The organism is Rhizobium sp. Leaf262 (genome assembly GCF_001422245.1).
Classification (GTDB): Bacteria; Pseudomonadota; Alphaproteobacteria; order Rhizobiales; family Rhizobiaceae; genus Agrobacterium.
The window spans coordinates 219,542-238,184 of the sequence record NZ_LMMM01000004.1; the positions used below are offsets into that span (position 1 = coordinate 219,542).

The 18,643-nt window shown below is 57.3% G+C and carries 20 protein-coding genes; 19 read left to right on the forward strand and 1 reads right to left on the reverse strand.

Features of this window, described 5'->3' with window-relative positions; all coding sequences use genetic code 11:
- Positions 1-95: 95 nt before the first annotated feature.
- The 19 genes from ASF29_RS06690 (at position 96) to ASF29_RS06780 (ending at position 18,262) form a co-directional block, all read left to right on the forward strand.
- The gene (locus tag ASF29_RS06690) at positions 96-938 is read left to right on the forward strand and encodes a cell envelope integrity EipB family protein (protein ID WP_062449795.1); all 843 of its coding nucleotides are present in this window, start codon (positions 96-98) and stop codon (positions 936-938) included.
- Positions 939-1,133: 195 nt separating this feature from the next.
- On the forward strand, positions 1,134-1,901 hold the full coding sequence (gene rpsB / locus ASF29_RS06695) for a 30S ribosomal protein S2 (RefSeq protein ID WP_062449796.1): 768 nt from the start codon (positions 1,134-1,136) through the stop codon (positions 1,899-1,901).
- Positions 1,902-2,146: 245 nt separating this feature from the next.
- A complete protein-coding gene (tsf, locus tag ASF29_RS06700; protein WP_062449798.1) occupies positions 2,147-3,073 on the forward strand; it encodes a translation elongation factor Ts in 927 nt (308 codons plus the stop codon).
- Positions 3,074-3,372: 299 nt separating this feature from the next.
- Positions 3,373-4,095: a UMP kinase gene (pyrH, locus tag ASF29_RS06705; RefSeq protein ID WP_062449802.1), complete on the forward strand. Its 723-nt coding sequence runs from the start codon at positions 3,373-3,375 to the stop codon at positions 4,093-4,095.
- 65 nt (positions 4,096-4,160) lie between these two features.
- Positions 4,161-4,718, forward strand: a complete 558-nt coding sequence (gene frr, locus ASF29_RS06710; RefSeq protein ID WP_062449804.1) for a ribosome recycling factor — start codon at positions 4,161-4,163, stop codon at positions 4,716-4,718.
- A gap of 63 nt (positions 4,719-4,781) precedes the next feature.
- Positions 4,782-5,525, forward strand: a complete 744-nt coding sequence (locus tag ASF29_RS06715) for an isoprenyl transferase (RefSeq protein WP_062449806.1) — start codon at positions 4,782-4,784, stop codon at positions 5,523-5,525.
- Entirely contained in the window at positions 5,525-6,358 is an 834-nt protein-coding gene (locus ASF29_RS06720; RefSeq protein WP_062449808.1) for a phosphatidate cytidylyltransferase, read from the forward strand. Before ASF29_RS06715 ends, ASF29_RS06720 begins: the two co-directional genes overlap by 1 nt.
- A gap of 38 nt (positions 6,359-6,396) precedes the next feature.
- A complete protein-coding gene (gene rseP / locus ASF29_RS06725; RefSeq protein ID WP_062449810.1) occupies positions 6,397-7,530 on the forward strand; it encodes an RIP metalloprotease RseP in 1,134 nt (377 codons plus the stop codon).
- Between the two features lie 200 nt (positions 7,531-7,730).
- Positions 7,731-10,061 (forward strand): outer membrane protein assembly factor BamA, encoded by a 2,331-nt coding sequence (gene bamA, locus ASF29_RS06730; RefSeq protein ID WP_062449812.1) that lies wholly within the window; start codon positions 7,731-7,733, stop codon positions 10,059-10,061.
- 49 nt (positions 10,062-10,110) lie between these two features.
- Positions 10,111-11,175, forward strand: coding sequence for a UDP-3-O-(3-hydroxymyristoyl)glucosamine N-acyltransferase (gene lpxD / locus ASF29_RS06735; RefSeq protein WP_062449814.1), 1,065 nt, complete (start codon positions 10,111-10,113; stop codon positions 11,173-11,175).
- On the forward strand, positions 11,168-11,635 hold the full coding sequence (fabZ, locus tag ASF29_RS06740) for a 3-hydroxyacyl-ACP dehydratase FabZ (protein ID WP_045230517.1): 468 nt from the start codon (positions 11,168-11,170) through the stop codon (positions 11,633-11,635). Before lpxD ends, fabZ begins: the two co-directional genes overlap by 8 nt.
- A complete protein-coding gene (gene lpxA / locus ASF29_RS06745) occupies positions 11,632-12,444 on the forward strand; it encodes an acyl-ACP--UDP-N-acetylglucosamine O-acyltransferase (RefSeq protein WP_062449816.1) in 813 nt (270 codons plus the stop codon). Before fabZ ends, lpxA begins: the two co-directional genes overlap by 4 nt.
- Positions 12,445-12,447: 3 nt before the next feature.
- The gene (locus ASF29_RS06750) at positions 12,448-13,314 is read left to right on the forward strand and encodes an LpxI family protein (RefSeq protein WP_062449819.1); all 867 of its coding nucleotides are present in this window, start codon (positions 12,448-12,450) and stop codon (positions 13,312-13,314) included.
- Entirely contained in the window at positions 13,311-14,507 is a 1,197-nt protein-coding gene (gene lpxB, locus ASF29_RS06755; protein ID WP_062449821.1) for a lipid-A-disaccharide synthase, read from the forward strand. The genes ASF29_RS06750 and lpxB overlap by 4 nt, the downstream gene beginning before the upstream one ends.
- A gap of 147 nt (positions 14,508-14,654) precedes the next feature.
- The gene (locus ASF29_RS06760) at positions 14,655-15,359 is read left to right on the forward strand and encodes a GntR family transcriptional regulator (RefSeq protein WP_062449823.1); all 705 of its coding nucleotides are present in this window, start codon (positions 14,655-14,657) and stop codon (positions 15,357-15,359) included.
- A gap of 10 nt (positions 15,360-15,369) precedes the next feature.
- Positions 15,370-16,155, forward strand: a complete 786-nt coding sequence (locus tag ASF29_RS06765; protein ID WP_062449831.1) for a transporter substrate-binding domain-containing protein — start codon at positions 15,370-15,372, stop codon at positions 16,153-16,155.
- Between the two features lie 70 nt (positions 16,156-16,225).
- Positions 16,226-16,897: an amino acid ABC transporter permease gene (locus tag ASF29_RS06770; protein WP_062449948.1), complete on the forward strand. Its 672-nt coding sequence runs from the start codon at positions 16,226-16,228 to the stop codon at positions 16,895-16,897.
- Positions 16,894-17,553, forward strand: a complete 660-nt coding sequence (locus ASF29_RS06775; protein WP_062449833.1) for an amino acid ABC transporter permease — start codon at positions 16,894-16,896, stop codon at positions 17,551-17,553. The genes ASF29_RS06770 and ASF29_RS06775 overlap by 4 nt, the downstream gene beginning before the upstream one ends.
- A complete protein-coding gene (locus ASF29_RS06780; RefSeq protein ID WP_062449835.1) occupies positions 17,531-18,262 on the forward strand; it encodes an amino acid ABC transporter ATP-binding protein in 732 nt (243 codons plus the stop codon). Before ASF29_RS06775 ends, ASF29_RS06780 begins: the two co-directional genes overlap by 23 nt.
- Positions 18,263-18,271: 9 nt before the next feature.
- Here ASF29_RS06780 and ASF29_RS06785 read toward each other — a convergent pair whose 3' ends face one another.
- A complete protein-coding gene (locus tag ASF29_RS06785) occupies positions 18,272-18,625 on the reverse strand; it encodes a cupin domain-containing protein (RefSeq protein WP_062449837.1) in 354 nt (117 codons plus the stop codon).
- Between the last annotated feature and the right edge of the window lie 18 nt (positions 18,626-18,643).

The following is an 18,643-nucleotide window of genomic DNA, read 5'->3' on the forward strand; positions in this document are numbered from 1 at the left end:
TAAATCTTTCAAAAATCCGGCAGACAGAGCATGATGTCCAAAAGCCGGGCGGTTGCTTGTACAATATGAGCAGTGAGTCCAACAGGAGATATTGAATGTTTGTCAGGAACCTTGCTGTTGCTTTCGCTTCCGGCGTCGTTTTCGTTCTGCCGGGTGTCGCAAGCGCTGTGCCTGCCACCGTTCCCAACCTCATCTCCCACCGCGCCGTCTATGATCTGGAATTGAAGGATGCGTCCGACCGTTCCGGCATCGAGGGAATGACGGGCAGAATGGTCTATGAGTTCACCGGCTCTTCCTGCAAAGGCTACAAGACGGATTTCCGTTTCGTGACCCAGATCAGCACCGGCGATACCGTGCGGATGACGGATCAGCAGACGACGACGTTCGAGGATGCGGGTTCCAAGAAGTTCACCTTCGAGACCAAGTCGTTTACGGATGACAAACTGGACAAGGAAGTCACTGGGTCCGCAGCCGATTCGAACGGCACGATGACCGTGGATTTGACAAAACCGGATGCGCGCAAGATCGATTTGGCCGCAGGCGAGTTTCCGACCGAACACATGTTCCAGGTCATCGAGAATGCCAAGCTCGGCAAACGCATCTTCGAATCGCGCGTGTTCGATGGCTCCGACGATGGCGATGAAAGCCTGATCACCTCGACGCTCGTCGGCAAGCAGCAGACGCCGGCCGATGGTGACGCGGATGCGGGCAAGGCGGGCGATTTTGCTAAGACGCCGTTCTGGCCGGTGACGATTGCCTACTACAACGACAAGAGCGGCACCGATTCGCTGCCCATCTATCGCATGTCGTTCAAGCTCTATGAAAACGGCATCACGCGCGACCTGACGATGGACTATGGTGATTTCGTTTTGACGGGCAAGCTCGCCAAACTCGATATTCTCCAGCCTGAAAGCTGTGAAAACAAGCCGATGCGCTGAACGGCGCGCCACGCGAATTCGTAATTTTCCGCATAATTGCTTGCATTTCGTTGAAACTGGCTGTATGCGGCACACCATTCCACACGCGAAGCTTGGGATGTTCCGGGAGAAATCCGGATCGTTCCGCCCGGTGGCACCGCCTCAAAACGGTGCTGTTTGCTTCGCGGGGGTTCAACCGGAAAAGGATAACTAGGCATGGCATTGCCCGATTTCTCTATGCGTCAGCTTCTGGAAGCTGGCGTTCACTTTGGTCACCAGACACACCGCTGGAACCCAAAGATGAAGCCGTACATCTTCGGCGACCGCAGCAACATTCACATCATCGACTTGGCACAGACAGTTCCTTTGCTGTCGCGCGCCCTTCAGGTCGTGTCCGACACGGTTGCCCGTGGCGGCCGCGTTCTGTTCGTTGGCACGAAGCGTCAGGCTTCTGAAATCATTGCAGACAGCGCAAAGCGCTCCGCTCAGTACTACGTCAACTCGCGTTGGCTCGGCGGCATGATGACCAACTGGAAGACGATTTCGAACTCGATCCAGCGCCTGCGCAAGGTCGACGAAATCCTCAACTCCGACGCTTCCGGCTACTCCAAGAAAGAGCGCCTGAACCTCGAGCGCGAACGCGAAAAGCTTGAAAAGGCTCTCGGCGGTATCCGCGATATGGGCGGCGTTCCTGACCTGATGTTCATCATCGACACCAACAAGGAAAAGATCGCGATCGAAGAAGCCAAGCGTCTTGGTATTCCAGTCGTTGCCATCATCGACTCGAACTGCGACCCGGACCAGATCGACTACCCGATCCCAGGTAACGACGATGCGTCGCGTGCTATTTCGCTGTATTGCGACCTGATCGCTCGCGCTGCCATCGACGGTATCGCACGTCAGCAGGGCTCTTCCGGCCGTGACATCGGCGCTTCCGAAGAAGCTCCGATCGAGCCTGCGCTCGAAGACGAAGCTGGCGCCTGATAGTCTGGCTTTTGGCGGCATCTCGGTGCCGCCTTATCAATCAGGATCTGACAAGGCCGTTCTGGACTCTATAAGTTCGACGGCCTTGTTTGTTTAAATCGCGCCACAGAGCTCGAGCGCGATTTTGAAATTTCGTGGTGGCTGTTTCATCAGCCTGTCACAGTTCCGGGTACATTCGTTCCCAAAATCCGATTTCGGTCGGGCCGCAATCGCGCCGTGACCGACGAACCGACAAGAGGCACACAATGAGCGAAATCACAGCCGCAATGGTAAAGGAACTGCGCGAGAAGTCTGGCGCAGGCATGATGGATTGCAAAAAGGCGCTGGCCGAAACCGGCGGCGACATGGAAGCTGCAATCGACTGGCTGCGCGCCAAGGGCATTTCCAAGGCTGACAAGAAGTCTGGCCGTACGGCTGCTGAAGGTCTCGTTGGTATCGCTTCTGCCGGTCACAAGGCTGTCGTCGTTGAAGTCAACTCCGAAACCGACTTCGTTGCTCGCAATGATGCCTTCCAGGATATCGTCCGTGGCGTTGCTTCCGTTGCGCTGACGACAGACGGCACGGTTGATGCGGTTGCTGCTGCGACCTACCCAGCCACCGGCAAGACTGTTGCCGACACCATCAAGGACGCGATTGCGACCATCGGCGAAAACATGACCCTACGTCGCTCCGCTCTGCTCGAAGTCGAGCACGGCGTTGTTGCGACCTACGTTCACAACGCTGCTGGCGACGGCATCGGTAAGCTCGGCGTTCTCGTTGCGCTGAAGTCCGTTGGCGACAAGGCTGTTCTGACGTCCATCGGCCGTCAGGTTGCCATGCACATCGCTGCGACCAACCCGCTCGCCATCCGCGCTGAAGAAGTCGACGCTGCTGTTGCTGAGCGCGAACGCAACGTCTTCATCGAGCAGGCCCGCGAATCCGGCAAGCCAGAAGCCATCATCGAAAAGATGGTTGACGGCCGTATGCGCAAGTTCTTCGAAGAAGTTGCCCTTCTTTCCCAGGCTTTCGTCATCAACCCTGACATCACCGTTGGCGATGCTGTCAAGGAAGCCGAAAAGGAAGCCGGTGCCAAGATCGAAGTCGTCGGTATGGCTCGCCTGCTGCTCGGCGAAGGCATCGAAAAGGAAGAAAGCGACTTCGCTGCTGAAGTTGCTGCGGTCGCCAAGGGCTGATCTCTTTACCCTAGCGCATCGGCACAAAAATCGAAGTCGATTTTTGTAAAGCACGATGCGTAGATTTAAAGGGTTAGAGCGTCCTTTGTGCGTCCGAAAAGGACGCACGGCGCTCTAATATGGGAAAACTACGGGGCATCGCGTGACAACGCGGTGCCCTTCGTGTATCCGCGTTCCGGTAATATCCCGTACTGCGCGGCGATCTCCAGGATTCGTCGTGCTTGCGGTTTTCTCTAGTTTTCGCATGGCGTCACCGCAAACTCTGCATGGCCGTGCGTGACATGCTTTAAGGAGTCATGATGTCTTCCAAGCCGCTTTATAAACGTGTTCTGCTCAAGGCGTCGGGCGAAGCCCTCATGGGCGATCAGGGGTTCGGCATCGACGTTGCCGTCGCAGACCGTATTGCTTCTGACATTGCCGAAGCCAGAGCCATGGGCGTCGAAGTTGGCGTTGTCGTTGGCGGCGGAAACATCTTCCGCGGCGTGGCGGTTGCCTCCAAGGGCGGCGACCGGGTGACCGGCGACCACATGGGCATGCTGGGAACGGTCATCAATGCGCTGGCGCTGGCAACCTCGCTGCGCAAGCTGGATCTCGACACCGTCGTTCTCTCGGCCATTGCCATGCCGGAAATCTGTGAGAGCTTCTCGCAGCGCGCAGCCGTGCACCATCTTTCGCAGGGCCGGGTCGTGATTTTTGCTGGTGGCACCGGCAACCCGTTTTTCACCACCGATTCTGCCGCGGCATTGCGCGCGGCAGAAATGGGTGCCGAGGCAATCTTCAAGGGCACACAGGTGGACGGCATCTATTCCGCCGACCCGAAGAAAGACCCGACGGCAACCCGTTTCGAGGAACTGACGCATTCGGAAGTTCTGGGCAAGGGCTTGGCCGTGATGGATGTCGCCGCCGTTGCGCTGGCCCGCGAAAACCACATTCCAATCATCGTTTTCTCGATCCACGAGAAGGGCGGTTTTGCACAAATATTGACGGGTGGCGGTCGCAAGACCATCGTGCACGACAAGTAACATCCGGCGTTGATTCCGCGCCGTGACATTAAGGCCCTCTTGGCCAGAACTGATGGAGTATGAAAATGAGTGGTATTGACCTCAACGATATCAAGCGCCGCATGGATGGCGCGATCAATGCTTTCAAGAGCGATATCGCTTCGCTGCGCACCGGTCGCGCTTCTGCCAACATTCTGGACCCGGTGACAGTCGACGCCTATGGTTCGCGCGTGCCGCTGTCGCAGGTCGCCAACATTACCGTACCGGAAGCGCGCATGCTGGGTGTCAACATCTGGGACAAGTCCATGGTTGGCGCCGTCGATCGTGCGATCCGCGAATCCAATCTCGGCCTTAATCCGATCGTTGATGGCCAGAACCTGCGCATTCCTCTTCCGGAACTCAATGAAGAGCGCCGCAAGTCTCTGGTCAAGGTTGCACATGACTATGCGGAAAAGGCCAAGGTTGCCATTCGTCACGTTCGCCGCGATGGTATGGACGGTCTGAAAAAAGCCGAAAAGGATGGTGACATCGGTCAGGATGAAAGCCGTGGTCAGTCTGACAAGGTTCAGAAAATGACAGATGACACAATTTTGGATATTGATCGCTTGCTTGCGGAGAAGGAAAAAGAAATCATGCAGGTGTAGTCGGTCGTTAGGCCACCGCAGATTTTTTCCTATTCATTCCGTGCTGCTTTATACTGGATCGAGATGTCGGACATTACACGTTCCTCACCACCCGAGCATGTTGCCATCATCATGGATGGTAACGGGCGTTGGGCAAAGCAGCGCGGTCTTCCGCGCATCATGGGCCACCGTCGCGGTGTCGAGGCGGTGCGTGAAACCGTGCGCGCAGCAGGCGAATGCGGCCTGAAGTATCTCACACTCTTTGCATTCTCCTCCGAAAACTGGCGCAGGCCGGAATCGGAGGTCAGTGATCTGCTTGGGCTTCTCAAGGCCTTCATCAGGCGCGATCTTGCAGACCTGCATCGGGAAAATGTCCGGGTGCGCGTCATTGGCGATCGGGACAACCTGAAAGACGACATTCGCAACCTGCTTGTCGAGGCCGAGCAGATGACGGCGGAAAACACGGCGCTGACGCTGATCATCGCCTTCAATTACGGTTCTCGCGATGAGATCGCCCGGGCGGCGGCCTCGCTTGCGAGGGACGTTGCAGCTGGTGTCATCGACGCTGCGGCTATTGACGCAGACGCGATTACTGCGCGCCTCGACACTGCCGGCATGCCCGATCCCGACCTCATCATCCGCACGAGCGGCGAGGAGCGTCTGTCCAATTTCATGCTATGGCAGGCCGCCTATTCGGAGTTTCTGTTCATCCCCGACTACTGGCCGGATTTCGACCGCAAGACATTCTTTGCTGCCATCGATCAGTATATGACGCGTGATCGCAGGTTTGGTGGCCTTTCCGGGCAAGTCGCTCTGGCGGGCGTTTGATGAGCCGCGAACTGAAACTGCGGATCATTTCCGCCATCGTCCTGGCTGCTGTCATTCTTACGGCCACCTGGCATGGCGGAATGGTCTTTCGCCTGATGGCTGGTCTGCTGGCGCTGCTGATCTTTTACGAGTGGAGCACGATTACCAAGCTGTCGGACACCAATCCTACGGGGTACGCCTGGGGTTGGTTTTCCGTTGCGGTTATGAGCGGGAATACCATTTTTGGCGAGTCGTCGCTCGATCTGCCGCTTCTGTCCGGTTTTGCGCTGACGGCGGCGTTGTTTCCGGTGTTGCGCGGGCGGAACTGGTGGCTGGTTGGCGGTATCATTTACGCCGGACTGAGCGGGATCTCGCTGGCAGCCATCCGCGGCGATGAAGCGAGCGGGCTGGCGGCGATGATCTTCGTATTCGCTATCGTCTGGGCCACCGATATTCTGGCTTATTTCGTCGGTCGCGCCATCGGTGGACCAAAGCTTGCTCCCGCCATTTCTCCAGGAAAGACATGGTCCGGCGCGGTTGGCGGCACGGTATCTGGCGTTGTGGCCGGTGCGGGTGTGGCGGCGGCCTATCATGGCCGCATCAGCCTTGTGATTCTCGGGCTGGCGCTCGTTCTTTCGATTTTCAGCCAGATCGGCGACCTTTTCGAATCCTTCATCAAGCGCCGTTTCAAGGTCAAGGATTCCAGCAATCTCATCCCCGGCCACGGCGGTTTCATGGACCGGGTTGACGGTCTTGTTTTTGCCTGCTTTACCGTATTCCTCATTGCTGTCGTTCACGCGGCGATAACGGGTGATGTGCCAGGATCGGGCGGCGGAATTCTGCCGGGGTTCTGACCGTTACGGCGGCACGCAATTTCGAAAGGCTGGGTTAGATGGATATGGTGACGGCAACGGTTGGTTTCTTGACCGGGTACATGGTGCCGTTCATTCTCGTTCTTTCCCTGCTCGTCTTTGTTCACGAGATGGGACATTATCTGGTCGGACGCTGGTGTGGGATTCGATCCACAGCTTTTTCGGTCGGTTTCGGACCTGAACTCATCGGTTTTACCGACAAGCACGGTACGCGTTGGAAGATTTCCGCGATCCCGCTTGGCGGCTACGTCAAATTCTTCGGCGACGAGGATGTTTCAAGCAAGCCTGACAGCGATGGCCTTTCCGGTTTGACGCTGGAGGAAAGGGCGCAGACGCTTGCAGGCGCAAAGTTGTGGAAAAGAGCCGCAACGGTTGCTGCCGGCCCGATTGCCAATTTCCTGCTCGCGATTCTCATCTTCGCAGCGCTTTTCACCATTTATGGCCGCATGATTTCCGATCCTATCGTTTCGGAGGTGCGTGAAAACAGTGCCGCCCAGACCGCCGGTGTTCTCCCCGGTGACAGGCTGGTTGCGATCGACGGGGAAAACGTCAAGACGTTCGAGGACGTGCGCCGTTACGTGGCGGTTCGCCCTGCCACGCCGATTACCGTCACGGTCGAGCGCGACGGGCAGCAGCTCAACTTGCCCATGGTGCCGACTCGGACCGAAACGACGGACCAGTTCGGCAACAAGATGGAACTGGGAATCATCGGCATCGTGACCGATCAAACCCGCGGAAACTTCAGGCATGTGACCTATTCGCCGGGCGAGGCGCTGATAGAAGGCGTTCGGGAAACCGGTCACGTGGTGACGGGTACATTTGCCTACATCGGCAATCTTATCACGGGTCGCATGAATGCCGACCAGTTGGGTGGACCCGTTCGCGTGGCCCAGGCTTCTGGGCAGATGGCGTCGCTTGGTTTTGCTGCGGTCATCCAGCTTGCGGCCCTGCTTTCGGTCTCCATCGGCCTGCTGAATTTGATGCCTGTGCCCGTTCTGGACGGGGGGCATCTGGTGTTTTACGCTATCGAGGCGATCCGTGGCAGGCCGTTGGGATCAGGGGCGCAGGAAGTCGCTTTCCGTATTGGTCTTGCCATGATTTTCAGTTTGATGGTATTTGCCACATGGAATGATATCAGCAGCTTGATCGGCTGAAGATGGCTTTTGAGTCTGTTTTTTAAGGGGTTGTTTACCTTGTTTTGAAGCCAAAGTGGCGATTGAGCCACGGTGGCTTGCGAAGTAAACAGAAATTAACGGTCGGGCTTGCTTGTAGAGGAAAAGCAGGTAAAACGACGCAGATGGCCGGAGTCGGGTTCCGCCCGCTGAGGGACAACGGGAAAAGGTAAGAATTGAAAATGAAGGCTGGTTCAAGATTTTTGAACGCGGTGTCGGCGGTTGCGCTGTCTGCTGGTGTTTCTTCGGTCGCAGCTCTGGGAGTGCTTGCTTCCTCCGGCGTTGCAAATGCAGCAGTGATCCAGCGCGTTGATGTGCGTGGTGCCGAACGTGCCGGTGCTGATGCCGTGCGTTCCAATATCACGATCGCCCCGGGCCGGAACTTTTCCAATTCGGATATCGATGAATCGGTGAAGCGTCTCTATGCAACGGGATATTTCTCCAACGTCAGCATGAGCGTATCCGGCAGCACACTGGTCGTGACGGTTCGTGAGAACAATCTCGTCAACCAGGTCGTGTTCAACGGCAACCGCAAGATCAAGGACGACAAGCTTCAGGGCATCGTTCAGACGCAGTCGCTCGGCCCATACGATCCGACGCTGGTAACAGCCGATATCGGTCGCATCAAGGAAGCCTATGCCGCAATCGGCCGTAGTGACGTTCAGGTCACCACGCAGGTCGTCAATGTCGGTCAGGGACGCGTCAACCTTGCTTTCGTCATCAACGAAGGTGAGCGCACCAAGATCGCCCGTATCGATTTCGTCGGCAACAATGCCTATAGCGACGGTCGTCTTGCTGCCGTCCTCAACACCAAGAAATCCAACATGCTGTCGTTCCTGACGCGTAAGGATGTCTATAATGAGGACAAGCTGCGCGCTGACGAAGAAGCGCTGCGCCAGTTCTATTATAACCGTGGTTATGCCGACTTCCGCGTCACCTCTTCAAACGCGGTGCTGGATGAAGCGACGAACGAGTACACGATCACCATCACGGTCGACGAAGGTCAGCGTTATGCCTTCGGCAACGTCGGTGTTGAGTCCACCGTTCCCGGTATCGATGGCTCCGAGCTTCAGGGTCTCGTTGAAACCCGTTCGGGCTCCAACTACAGCGCCAAGGAAGTCCAGCAGAGCATGGAAGCTATTTCCAAGCGTGTCTCTGCAGAAGGCTACCCATTTGCACGTGTGACGCCTCGTGGCGACCGTGACCTGTCTGGCAACACTATCGGTGTGACGTACATCGTCGATCAGGGCGAGCGCGCCTATGTCGAGCGTATCGAAATCCGCGGTAACACACGTACGCGTGACTATGTTATCCGCCGCGAATTCGATATCAGCGAAGGCGATGCTTTCAACCAGACGATTGTCTCCGCTGCAAAGCGCCGTCTCGAAGCGCTTGGCTACTTCTCCAAGGTCAACATCAGCACGTCGCAGGGCAGCGCTCCTGACCGCGTCGTGATCGTTGTGGACGTCGAAGATCAGGCAACCGGCTCCTTCGGTATCGGTGCGGGTTACTCGCAGAACGACGGCGCGCTTCTCGAAGCGTCGATCGAAGAAAAGAACTTCCTCGGTCGCGGCCAGTACATCCGTATTGCTGCTGGTGCCGGTCAGGATGATGCGCGTAGCTACAACCTGTCCTTCACCGAGCCTTATTTCCTCGGCTATCGCCTTGCAGCAGGTTTCGACCTGTTCAAGAGCCAGAGCTCGAGCGAAGATTATTACGATTACGATGAACAGGGCTTCGCGCTTCGCGTAACAGCTCCGATCACCGAAAATCTGGCGACGACGTTCAAGTACACGTACAAGCAGATCAACTATGACGGTAAGGGTGATTGGACCAATCCAGCTAACTTGGCGTCTCCTTATCGTGACTTGATTGCTGGTGGAGATTGGACGCAGTCGATCATCTCGAACACGCTGGCCTATAACAGCCTTGATGACCGCGCCATGCCACGCGAAGGCTGGCAGGGTGCATTGACCAACGAGTTTGCTGGTCTCGGTGGCGACTCGGAATACTACAAAATCTACGCCAAGGCTCGTTACTACCACACGCTGTCTGATGAATATGACATCATCGGATCGCTGACGGGTCAGGCCGGTTATGTTGCTCCGACTGGTGACAACCTGCTCGTGTTTGACCAGTTCAAGATCGGTGGCCGCGTGATCCGTGGTTTCGAGAATGACGGTATCGGTCCACGTATCGATGGCGATGCGATCGGCGGAACAACTTATTTCGCAGCCTCTGCTGAAGTAACGGCACCTATGCCAGGCGTGCCGGAAGACTTCGGTCTGCGCCTTGCCGGCTTCGTGGATGCCGGAACGCTTTACGGAAACAAGGTCAAAGTTTCCGGTGGCGAGCGCGTGGATGATGATAGCTCGATCCGCGCTTCTGCCGGTATCGGTATCATGTGGGCGTCGCCCTTCGGTCCTCTGCGTGTCGACTATGCCGTTCCTTTCATGAAGGAAGACTACGACGAAGTGCAGAATTTCCGGTTTGGCATGTCCAACACTTTCTGATATCGGCAGTCCAGAACTGCGAGTTTGAACGTTCTGGAGTATCCGGTTGATGGACTATAATGCTTTTTTTCCGCCCCATGCTGGCATGCGATTGAAAGATATCGCTGACCGTCTTGGGGCGGAACTGTCTGATGAGACGGCTTCCGATCGTGTGGTGCGATCCATTGCGCCGGTGTACCGCGCAAAATCGGATCAGCTTTGCTACATTCTGTCCCGCAAGAACCGCGACGAATTGCTGACCTGCGAGGCGGCTGCCGTCATCTGTGATGAAGCGCTGAGAAGCCTCGTGCCTGCGCATATTCCGGCATTGATCTCAAAAAATCCGCATACGGTCTTTGCGCAGGCGGGTGCCTTGCTGCATGACTCCGCTATGCGACCTTCTGCGATACTGGATCAAACGTCAGATATTTCTCCTGCAGCGCATATCCATCCCTCCGCCAAGCTGGAGGCAGGCGTCTTGGTGGAGCCTTTGGCCGTCATCGGTGCTAACGTGCATATCGGCAGCGGCACCCGAATCGGACCAGGCGCAATCATCGGCGCAGACGTGCAGATCGGGCGTGATTGTACGATTGCGGGTGGAGCCAGCATTCTTGCCGCTTTGCTGGGTAACGGCGTCATCATCCATAATGGTGCGCGCATCGGGCAGGATGGCTTTGGTTATGCGCCGGGCCCGCGCGGCATGATCAAGATCGTGCAGATCGGCCGGGTCATCATTCAGGACAATGTCGAGATTGGTGCCAACACCACCGTCGATCGGGGCACCATGGATGACACTGTCATCGGTGAGGGTACCAAGATCGATAATCAGGTGCAGATCGGGCACAATGTGCGCATCGGGCGGCACTGTGGCATCGTCAGCAAGGTGGGGATTGCCGGAAGTACACGCATTGGTGACGGCGTCATGATCGGTGGTGCTTGTGGTATCAACGGCCATATCACGATCGGTGACGGCGCGCAGATCGCGGCCATGAGCGGCGTTGTGGCCGACGTGCCCGCGGGCGCGAAATATGGTGGAGTACCGGCGCGGCCTCTCAAGCATTTCCTGCGGGACATGGCAGAGTTGCTGGCACGCGCCGAAGAGCGGGATAAGAAGACAGGAGAGAAGAATGTCTGAAGAGACGAAAACGACGCTTGGCGCAGCCGACATCCTGGAAGTGATGAAGCTGCTGCCGCATCGTTATCCATTTTTGCTGATCGACAAGATCATCGATATCGACGCTGACAATTCGGCAACCGGCATCAAGAACGTCACCGTCAACGAACCGCATTTCACCGGGCACTTCCCGGATCGCCCGATCATGCCGGGCGTTCTGATCGTAGAGGCCATGGCGCAGACGGCGGGCGCGATCTGTGCGCGCAAGCAGGGTGACGGCGGCCATCTCGTCTATTTCATGACCATCGACAATGCGCGCTTCCGCAAGCCGGTCGTGCCGGGCGATCGTCTGGAAATCTACGTCGTCAAGCAGCGCCAGCGCGGCAATGTCTGGAAATTCCATTGCGATGCGAAGGTGGATGGCGTTCTGGTGGCCGAGGCTGATATCGGCGCGATGATGATCCCCGAGGATCAGCAATGAGCAGGATTGCGGCCTCGGCCCAGATTCATCCCATGTCCTTCATCGAAGATGGCGCGGTCATCGGCGAGAATGTCGTCGTCGGCCCTTTCTGCCATGTCGGGCCGAAGGTCACGCTGCATGATGATGTTCAGCTGATCAGTCATGTCGTCGTGCTGGGCAGCACCACCGTTGGCAAGGGCACCAAAATCTGGCCTTCCGCCGTCATTGGTGGCGACTCGCAAAGTGCGCATCACAGTGCCGTCGATACGACCCTGGTCATCGGTGAAAATTGCACCATCCGTGAAGGCGTGACGATGAACACCGGCACCGTCGAACATGGCGGCACCACCATCGTCGGCAACAACAATCTCTTCCTGGCCTATGCCCATGTGGCGCATGATTGCCGTCTGGGTAACAACATCATCCTGTCCAACAATGTCATGCTGGCTGGCCATGTGACCATCGAGGACCGGGCTATTCTGGGCGGCGGTTCTGCCGTGCACCAGTTTACCCGCGTGGGCCGTCAGGCCTTTGTCGGGGGTCTGTCTGCCGTGAGCTACGACGTCATTCCCTATGGCATGCTTAACGGTAATCCGGGAATTCTGAGCGGGCTCAACATCGTCGGCATGACGCGTGCCGGCATAGAGCGCGCTGAAATCCACAAGGTTCGCCGTGCCTACAAGCAAATCTTCGAGAGCGAAGGCAATGTTCGCGCCAATGCGGCCGCTGTGCGCGATGATTATCTGGATTGCCCGCAGGCTTTGGAAATCATCGACTTCATCGCCGCAGCGAACGACCGGGCCATTTCGTCGCCCAACCGCGGAAAGTAGTCCGTGTCGCAGGTCGAGGGGCGACTGGCCATCATCGCTGGCAGCGGTTTTCTCCCTTACTATGTCGCGCAGGCCGCGCAGCAGGCGGGAGAAAAGCCCTTCATCATTCGTCTGCTGAATGAAGCTGATCTGGATTGGTCCGGGTTCGACAACGTCTCCATCAGTGTTGGTGACGTGTCGAGCCTGGGGCGAGCGCTTTCACAACACGCAATAGACCGTGTCGTGCTGTCCGGTGGCGTATCGCGCCGACCGGAGTGGCGGGAAATTCGCCCCAATCTCAAGATGATCGCAAAAATGCCGTCCATCATTCGCACGCTGCTTTCGGGCGGCGACGATACGGTGCTGCAAATGGTGATCGGACTTATCGAAGCGCAAGGCGCGCGGGTCATTGGAGCCCATGAGATCGCTCCGGCTTTGCTGGCAACGACCGGCCCACTCGGAAAACTGACGCCCGGTGAAGAGGACCGCAGGGACATCGCCAAGGGCGCGCAGGCCGCTTTGGCTCTGGGTGCGCTGGATGTCGGGCAGGGCGCGGTTTCCGTGGGTGGCCGGTTGGTAGCGCTGGAGGGCGTGGAGGGCACAGATGGAATGCTTGCAAGGGTTGCCTCTTTGCGCGCGCAGGGCCGTATTTCCAGTCGCCGCAAGGGCGTTCTGGTCAAGCTGTGCAAGCCACAGCAGGATATCCGTGCAGACTTGCCGACCATCGGCCCCTCGACTGTCCACAACGCTGCTGAGGCTGGGCTTGCCGGTATCGCGGTTGAAGCGGGCAGGGCGTTCATTCTGGATCGTGACGCCATGCTGGAAGCCGCGGATGCTGCCGGATTGTTTGTGTGCGGTATAGATACGGGTCTTGCGGGAGAGATGATGTGACAGAAAGCGTGCTGAAGCTGGCGGTGATTGCAGGTGAAGTCTCCGGCGACCTTCTGGGCGCGGACCTCGTTCATGCGTTGAAATCGCACTATGGCGGACGCATCGAACTGGTCGGCGTGGGCGGTGAGGGGCTTGAGGCGCAGGGGCTGACATCGCTGTTCGATTATTCCGAATTGTCGATCATGGGCTTTACGCAGGTTCTGAAAAAACTGCCGCAGTTGGTGGCGCGCATCAAGGAAACGGCAAACGCGATCATCGCTGCGCGGCCGGACGTGCTGCTGATCATCGACAGCCCGGATTTTACCCATCGCGTGGCAAAACGAGTCCGCAAGGTGATGCCGGATTTGCCCGTCGTCAACTACGTCTGCCCCAGCGTCTGGGCCTGGAAGGAAAAGCGCGCTCCGGCGATGGTGGCCTATGTGGATCACGTTCTGGCCTTGCTGCCCTTCGAACCAGAGGCCATGCGGCGTCTGGGAGGTCCACCCACGACCTTCGTCGGCCACCGCCTGAGTGTCGATGAGGATTTGCTGCGCGTGCGATCATTACGCGCCGAGCGTCCCGCACCGCAAGCGGGTGAGCCGAGAACCATTCTTCTTCTTCCCGGTTCAAGGTCCACCGAAACCACGCGCCTTATGGAGCCGCTGAAAGACGCTGCAAGCGCTTTCGTGGAGCGCAACGGTCCCACACGCTTCGTTTTGCCCACTGTTCCACGGCAGGAAGCCCGGATTCGTGAATTGGCCGCCGCGTGGCCGGACGATACGCGACCAGAGATCGGCACGGGTGCGGCATTCAAGTGGCAGGTGTTCGCTGCATCAGATGCCGCTATCGCTGCCTCCGGCACGGTCATCCTCGAACTCGCGCTCGCCAACGTTCCCGTCGTGTCCGTTTACAAGACGGACTGGATTTTCACCATGCTAAGCCGGCGGATAAAGACATGGACGGGTGCCTTGCCCAACCTGATTGCCGACTATGCGGTGGTGCCGGAATATATCAACGAAGTGGTTCGCGCCGGGTCTATGCTCCGCTGGGCAGAACGGCTGTCTTCCGACACGTTGCAACGTCGTGCCATGCTGGAAGGTTTTGCGCTGGTGCAGCAGCGTCTGCGAACTGAGCGCCCACCCGGTGAGGTCGGTGCGGAAATTTTGCTGTCGGTCTATCGCGACAAAAACGGTGCGATTGACCGTAAGGCTTGATGCTGCCAACGCCCAATTTGTGATCGCACACAAAATGATCGCGATTAAAAAACAACCATATTAGCATTTTTCCAGTGCCGCAGCACCGCTGGGCATTGGATTTTTTGCCCTCCTCAGAATGGCACGCAGCTTGCTTACCAATCTTGTATGCAAGATCTACATACATCTCATACTGACCAAAACGCGATAGAATCGGCCATTGTCTCCGCCATTCTGTCAGCGCGCATACGCCCTGGGACGCGCCTGGGTGAAAACCAGCTGGCGGAGATTTACGGCGTGTCGCGCACCAAAATCCGCGAGGCGATGATGCGCCTGGTTACTCGCGGCATCGTTCAGGTCAGCCCACGCCGAGGCTGGTTCGTGGTCGAGCCCTCGGCGGAAGAGGCTGTCCGGGTCTATAAGGCCCGCCGCGTCATAGAATGCGGTTTGCTGCGCACCATGACCATGCTTCCAGCCGCAGGTCGGCAGATACTCCTCGATCATCTTGAAGAGGAGAAGCAGGCGATGGCAGTTGCCGACCGGCAGCGGCTGACATGCCTGATGGGCGACTTCCATATTCGCATCGCCGAGATTGCCGGAAACGACATCATCATCGATCTGCTGCGCGATCTCACCGCCCGCACGATTTTGATCTCCATGCTCTACCAGTCGGATTTCCACGCCGCGCAATCGCATGAAGGGCATTGCCGCATCTTCGAAGCGATGGATGCGGGTGACTTCCTGAAAGCGTCTGAACTTGCCGTCACGCATCTGGACGAGGTCGAGACCGGCCTTGACCTGACGCGGCAGCAAGATCGCCATTTCGAGCTTCGTAATTCCCTTTCCCTCCCTCCACTCCACGCAACTCTCTAGGAGATTTCAGATGTTCAACAGACGTGCATTTTTCGCCGCTATCGCCATTGCCGCAAGCGCCAGCTTCGCCGCGCCTGTCTTTGCAGATGCCTTGAGCGACATTTCCTCTCGCGGCACAATCCGTGTTGCCGTGCCGCAGGACTTTCCGCCCTTCGGCAGCGTAGGCACCGATATGGCTCCGCGTGGATATGACATCGACGTGGCCAATCTGATTGCCGAAAAGCTGGGCGTGAAGGCAGAACTGGTACCCGTCACCAGCGCCAACCGCGTTCCCTACCTCCAGACCAACAAGGTCGATCTGGTCATTTCCAGCCTTGGCAAGAATGCGGATCGTGAAAAGGTCATCGACTTCTCGGTTGCCTATGCGCCTTTCTTCAACGGCGTTTTCGCGCCTGAAAGCGTCAAGATCGAAAAGGCCGAAGACCTTTCCGGCAAGACCATCGGCGTCACGCGTGGTGCGGTGGAAGATCTGGAACTGACGAAGATCGCCCCTGCGGATGCCACCATCAAGCGCTACGAAGACAATAACGGCACCATTTCCGCATTCCTTTCCGGTCAGGTCCAGACGGTCGCAACCGGCAATGTGGTTGCCGCTGCCATTCTGGAAAAGAACCCGCCGAAGCGCCCGGAACTGAAGTTTCTCATCAAGAACTCCCCATGCTTCATCGGTCTTAACAAGGACCAGCCAGCGCTTCTGGAAAAGGTCAATGCCATCATTACCGCTGCAAAGGCGGATGGCAGCCTGAACGCCATTGCGCAGAAGTGGCTGAAGACCGACCTGCCGAAGGATATTTGAGACCGTTTAGAATTCGCGCCTTGTGGTGATGCGGGGCGCGGTTCCTTATATTTTTTCGAAAGGAACCGTCGTGAATTACACTTTCGAATTCGGGTGGCTTCTCGAATATTATCCTGTGATCGTGAAGGGGGTACTGATTACCCTTCAGCTGATTGCCATCGGTGGTGTGCTCGGAATTGCACTCGGCATTTTCTGCGCATGGGTGCGTGCACTCGGGCCGACTTGGCTGCGCCCACCCATCGCGCTTTATGTGGAGCTGATCCGTAATACGCCGTTTCTGATCCAGCTGTTCTTCATCTTCTTCGGCCTTCCATCGCTGGGTTTGCAACTGACGGAGCTGACGGCGGCCAATATCGCCATGGTCGTCAACCTGGGCGCCTATAGCTGCGAAATTATCCGCGCGGGCATTCAGGCAACGCCGAAGGGGCAATTCGAGGCAGGGGCCAGTCTTGCCATGACGCGGTTTGAAACGTTCCGCCATGTGGTGCTGGTGCCATCGCTGCAACGAATCTGGCCTGCTCTGTCGTCACAGGTGGTTATCGTCATGCTTGGCTCTTCCGTGGTGTCGCAGATTGCGGCGGAGGATTTGACCTTCGCGGCCAACTTCATTCAGTCCCGCACATTTCGCGCCTTTGAAGCCTATATGGTATCGACCGTGATCTATCTTGCGCTGGCCATTCTGCTGCGACAGATATTGCTTGTCATCGGCGGCTTCATTTTTCCAAGAAGGAGCGCCCGATGATCGAGTTTTCCACCTGGGATATTCTGCGCAACCTGCTGCTGGCTGCGCGCTGGACGGTGCTGCTATCGCTCGTTTCCTTTATCGGCGGTGCAATGGTTGGCCTTCTGCTGCTGTTCATGCGAATTTCGAAAAAGAAGTCGCTGCGGGTTTTCGCCGAATATTATGTCGAGCTGTTTCAGGGCACACCGCTGCTGATGCAGCTGTTCATCGCCTTCTTCGGGCTTGGGCTGCTGGGTATCGATGTGCCAGCATGGCTCGCCGCCGGTATAACGCTCATTCTCTGGGCCGCGGCCTTCCTCACCGAGATATGGCGCGGCTGTGTGGAGGCCGTGTCCAAGGGGCAATGGGAGGCATCTGCGAGCCTCGGTATGGGGCGGTTGCAGCAGATGCGATACGTCATTCTGCCACAGGCGCTGCGCGTCGCCATTCCACCAACCGTTGGCTTTGCCGTTCAGGTCATCAAGGGAACGGCTGTCACGTCGATCATCGGCTTCGTGGAGTTGTCCAAAGCTGGCACTGTTGTCACCAACGCTACCTTCCAGCCCTTCACCGTCTATGGCCTCGTTGCCCTCATTTATTTCGCGCTGTGCTGGCCGCTATCGAAGAGCAGCCAGATTCTCGAAAGGAAGCTTAATGTCGCTCATCGAAATCACTGAAGTCCGCAAGAGCTACGGCACGAACGAGGTGCTGAAAGGCATCAACCTCGATATCGAGCCGGGTGAAGTCATCGCGATCATCGGCAAGAGCGGTTCGGGAAAATCGACCCTGCTGCGCTGCGTCAACGGCCTCGAGACAATCTCATCAGGCGCGATCTCGGTCGCCGGTGCACAGTTTCTGGATGACGAGCTTCATCTTAAAGCCTTGCGTCTGAAAGTCGGGATGATCTTTCAGCAGTTCAATCTGTTCCCGCATCTCACCGTCGGCGGCAACGTCATGCTGTCGCAGACGGTGGTGAAGAAGACGCCGAAGGCAGAAGCGGAAGCACTGGCGCGCAAGATGCTGGAACGCGTGGGTCTGGCGCATAAATTCGATGCTTACCCCGACGAACTCTCCGGCGGCCAGCAGCAGCGCGTGGCCATTGCCCGTGCGCTTGCCATGCAGCCGACAGCGCTTCTATGCGACGAAATCACCTCGGCTCTCGACCCGGAACTCGTGGCCGAAGTGCTGGCCGTCGTCCGCGAACTGGCGGCGGAAGGCATGACACTCGTCATGGTCACCCACGAAATGAAATTCGCCCGAGACGTTTGCTCCCGCGTGGTCTTCATGCACGAGGGCAAAGTCCACGAAATCGGCCCTCCGGAAGAGGTGTTTTCAGCGCCGAAGACCGCGGAATTGAAGCAGTTTCTGGGTGTGACTGCGCATTGAATGGTGGGATCAGTCCAGATTGTCCTGGATGAAAACATCGGTGACGTGGATATCCGTCGTTTCCAACGGACCGGGTCCGAGATTGATATATTTATGAGGAATGTTGGCGGGTCCGAACAGGACCTGCCCGGCAGAGGCGCGGATTTCCTCATCTCCAATTGTAAACAGCGCATTGCCCTTTCGCATGATGAAGATTTCATCATAGGGATGTTTGTGCAGTCCTGTGCCTTTGCCCACCTCGTTCACTGTATAGAACATAACGGAGGCATTCGTTCCGAAAGTGCGTCCTTCAAACTCTCCCTGCCAGAAATCCTCACCATCACTCCAGTCTGACCGGTTCAGCACGGCTATCGGCTTTTTCATCATTTCCTCCCAACTAGC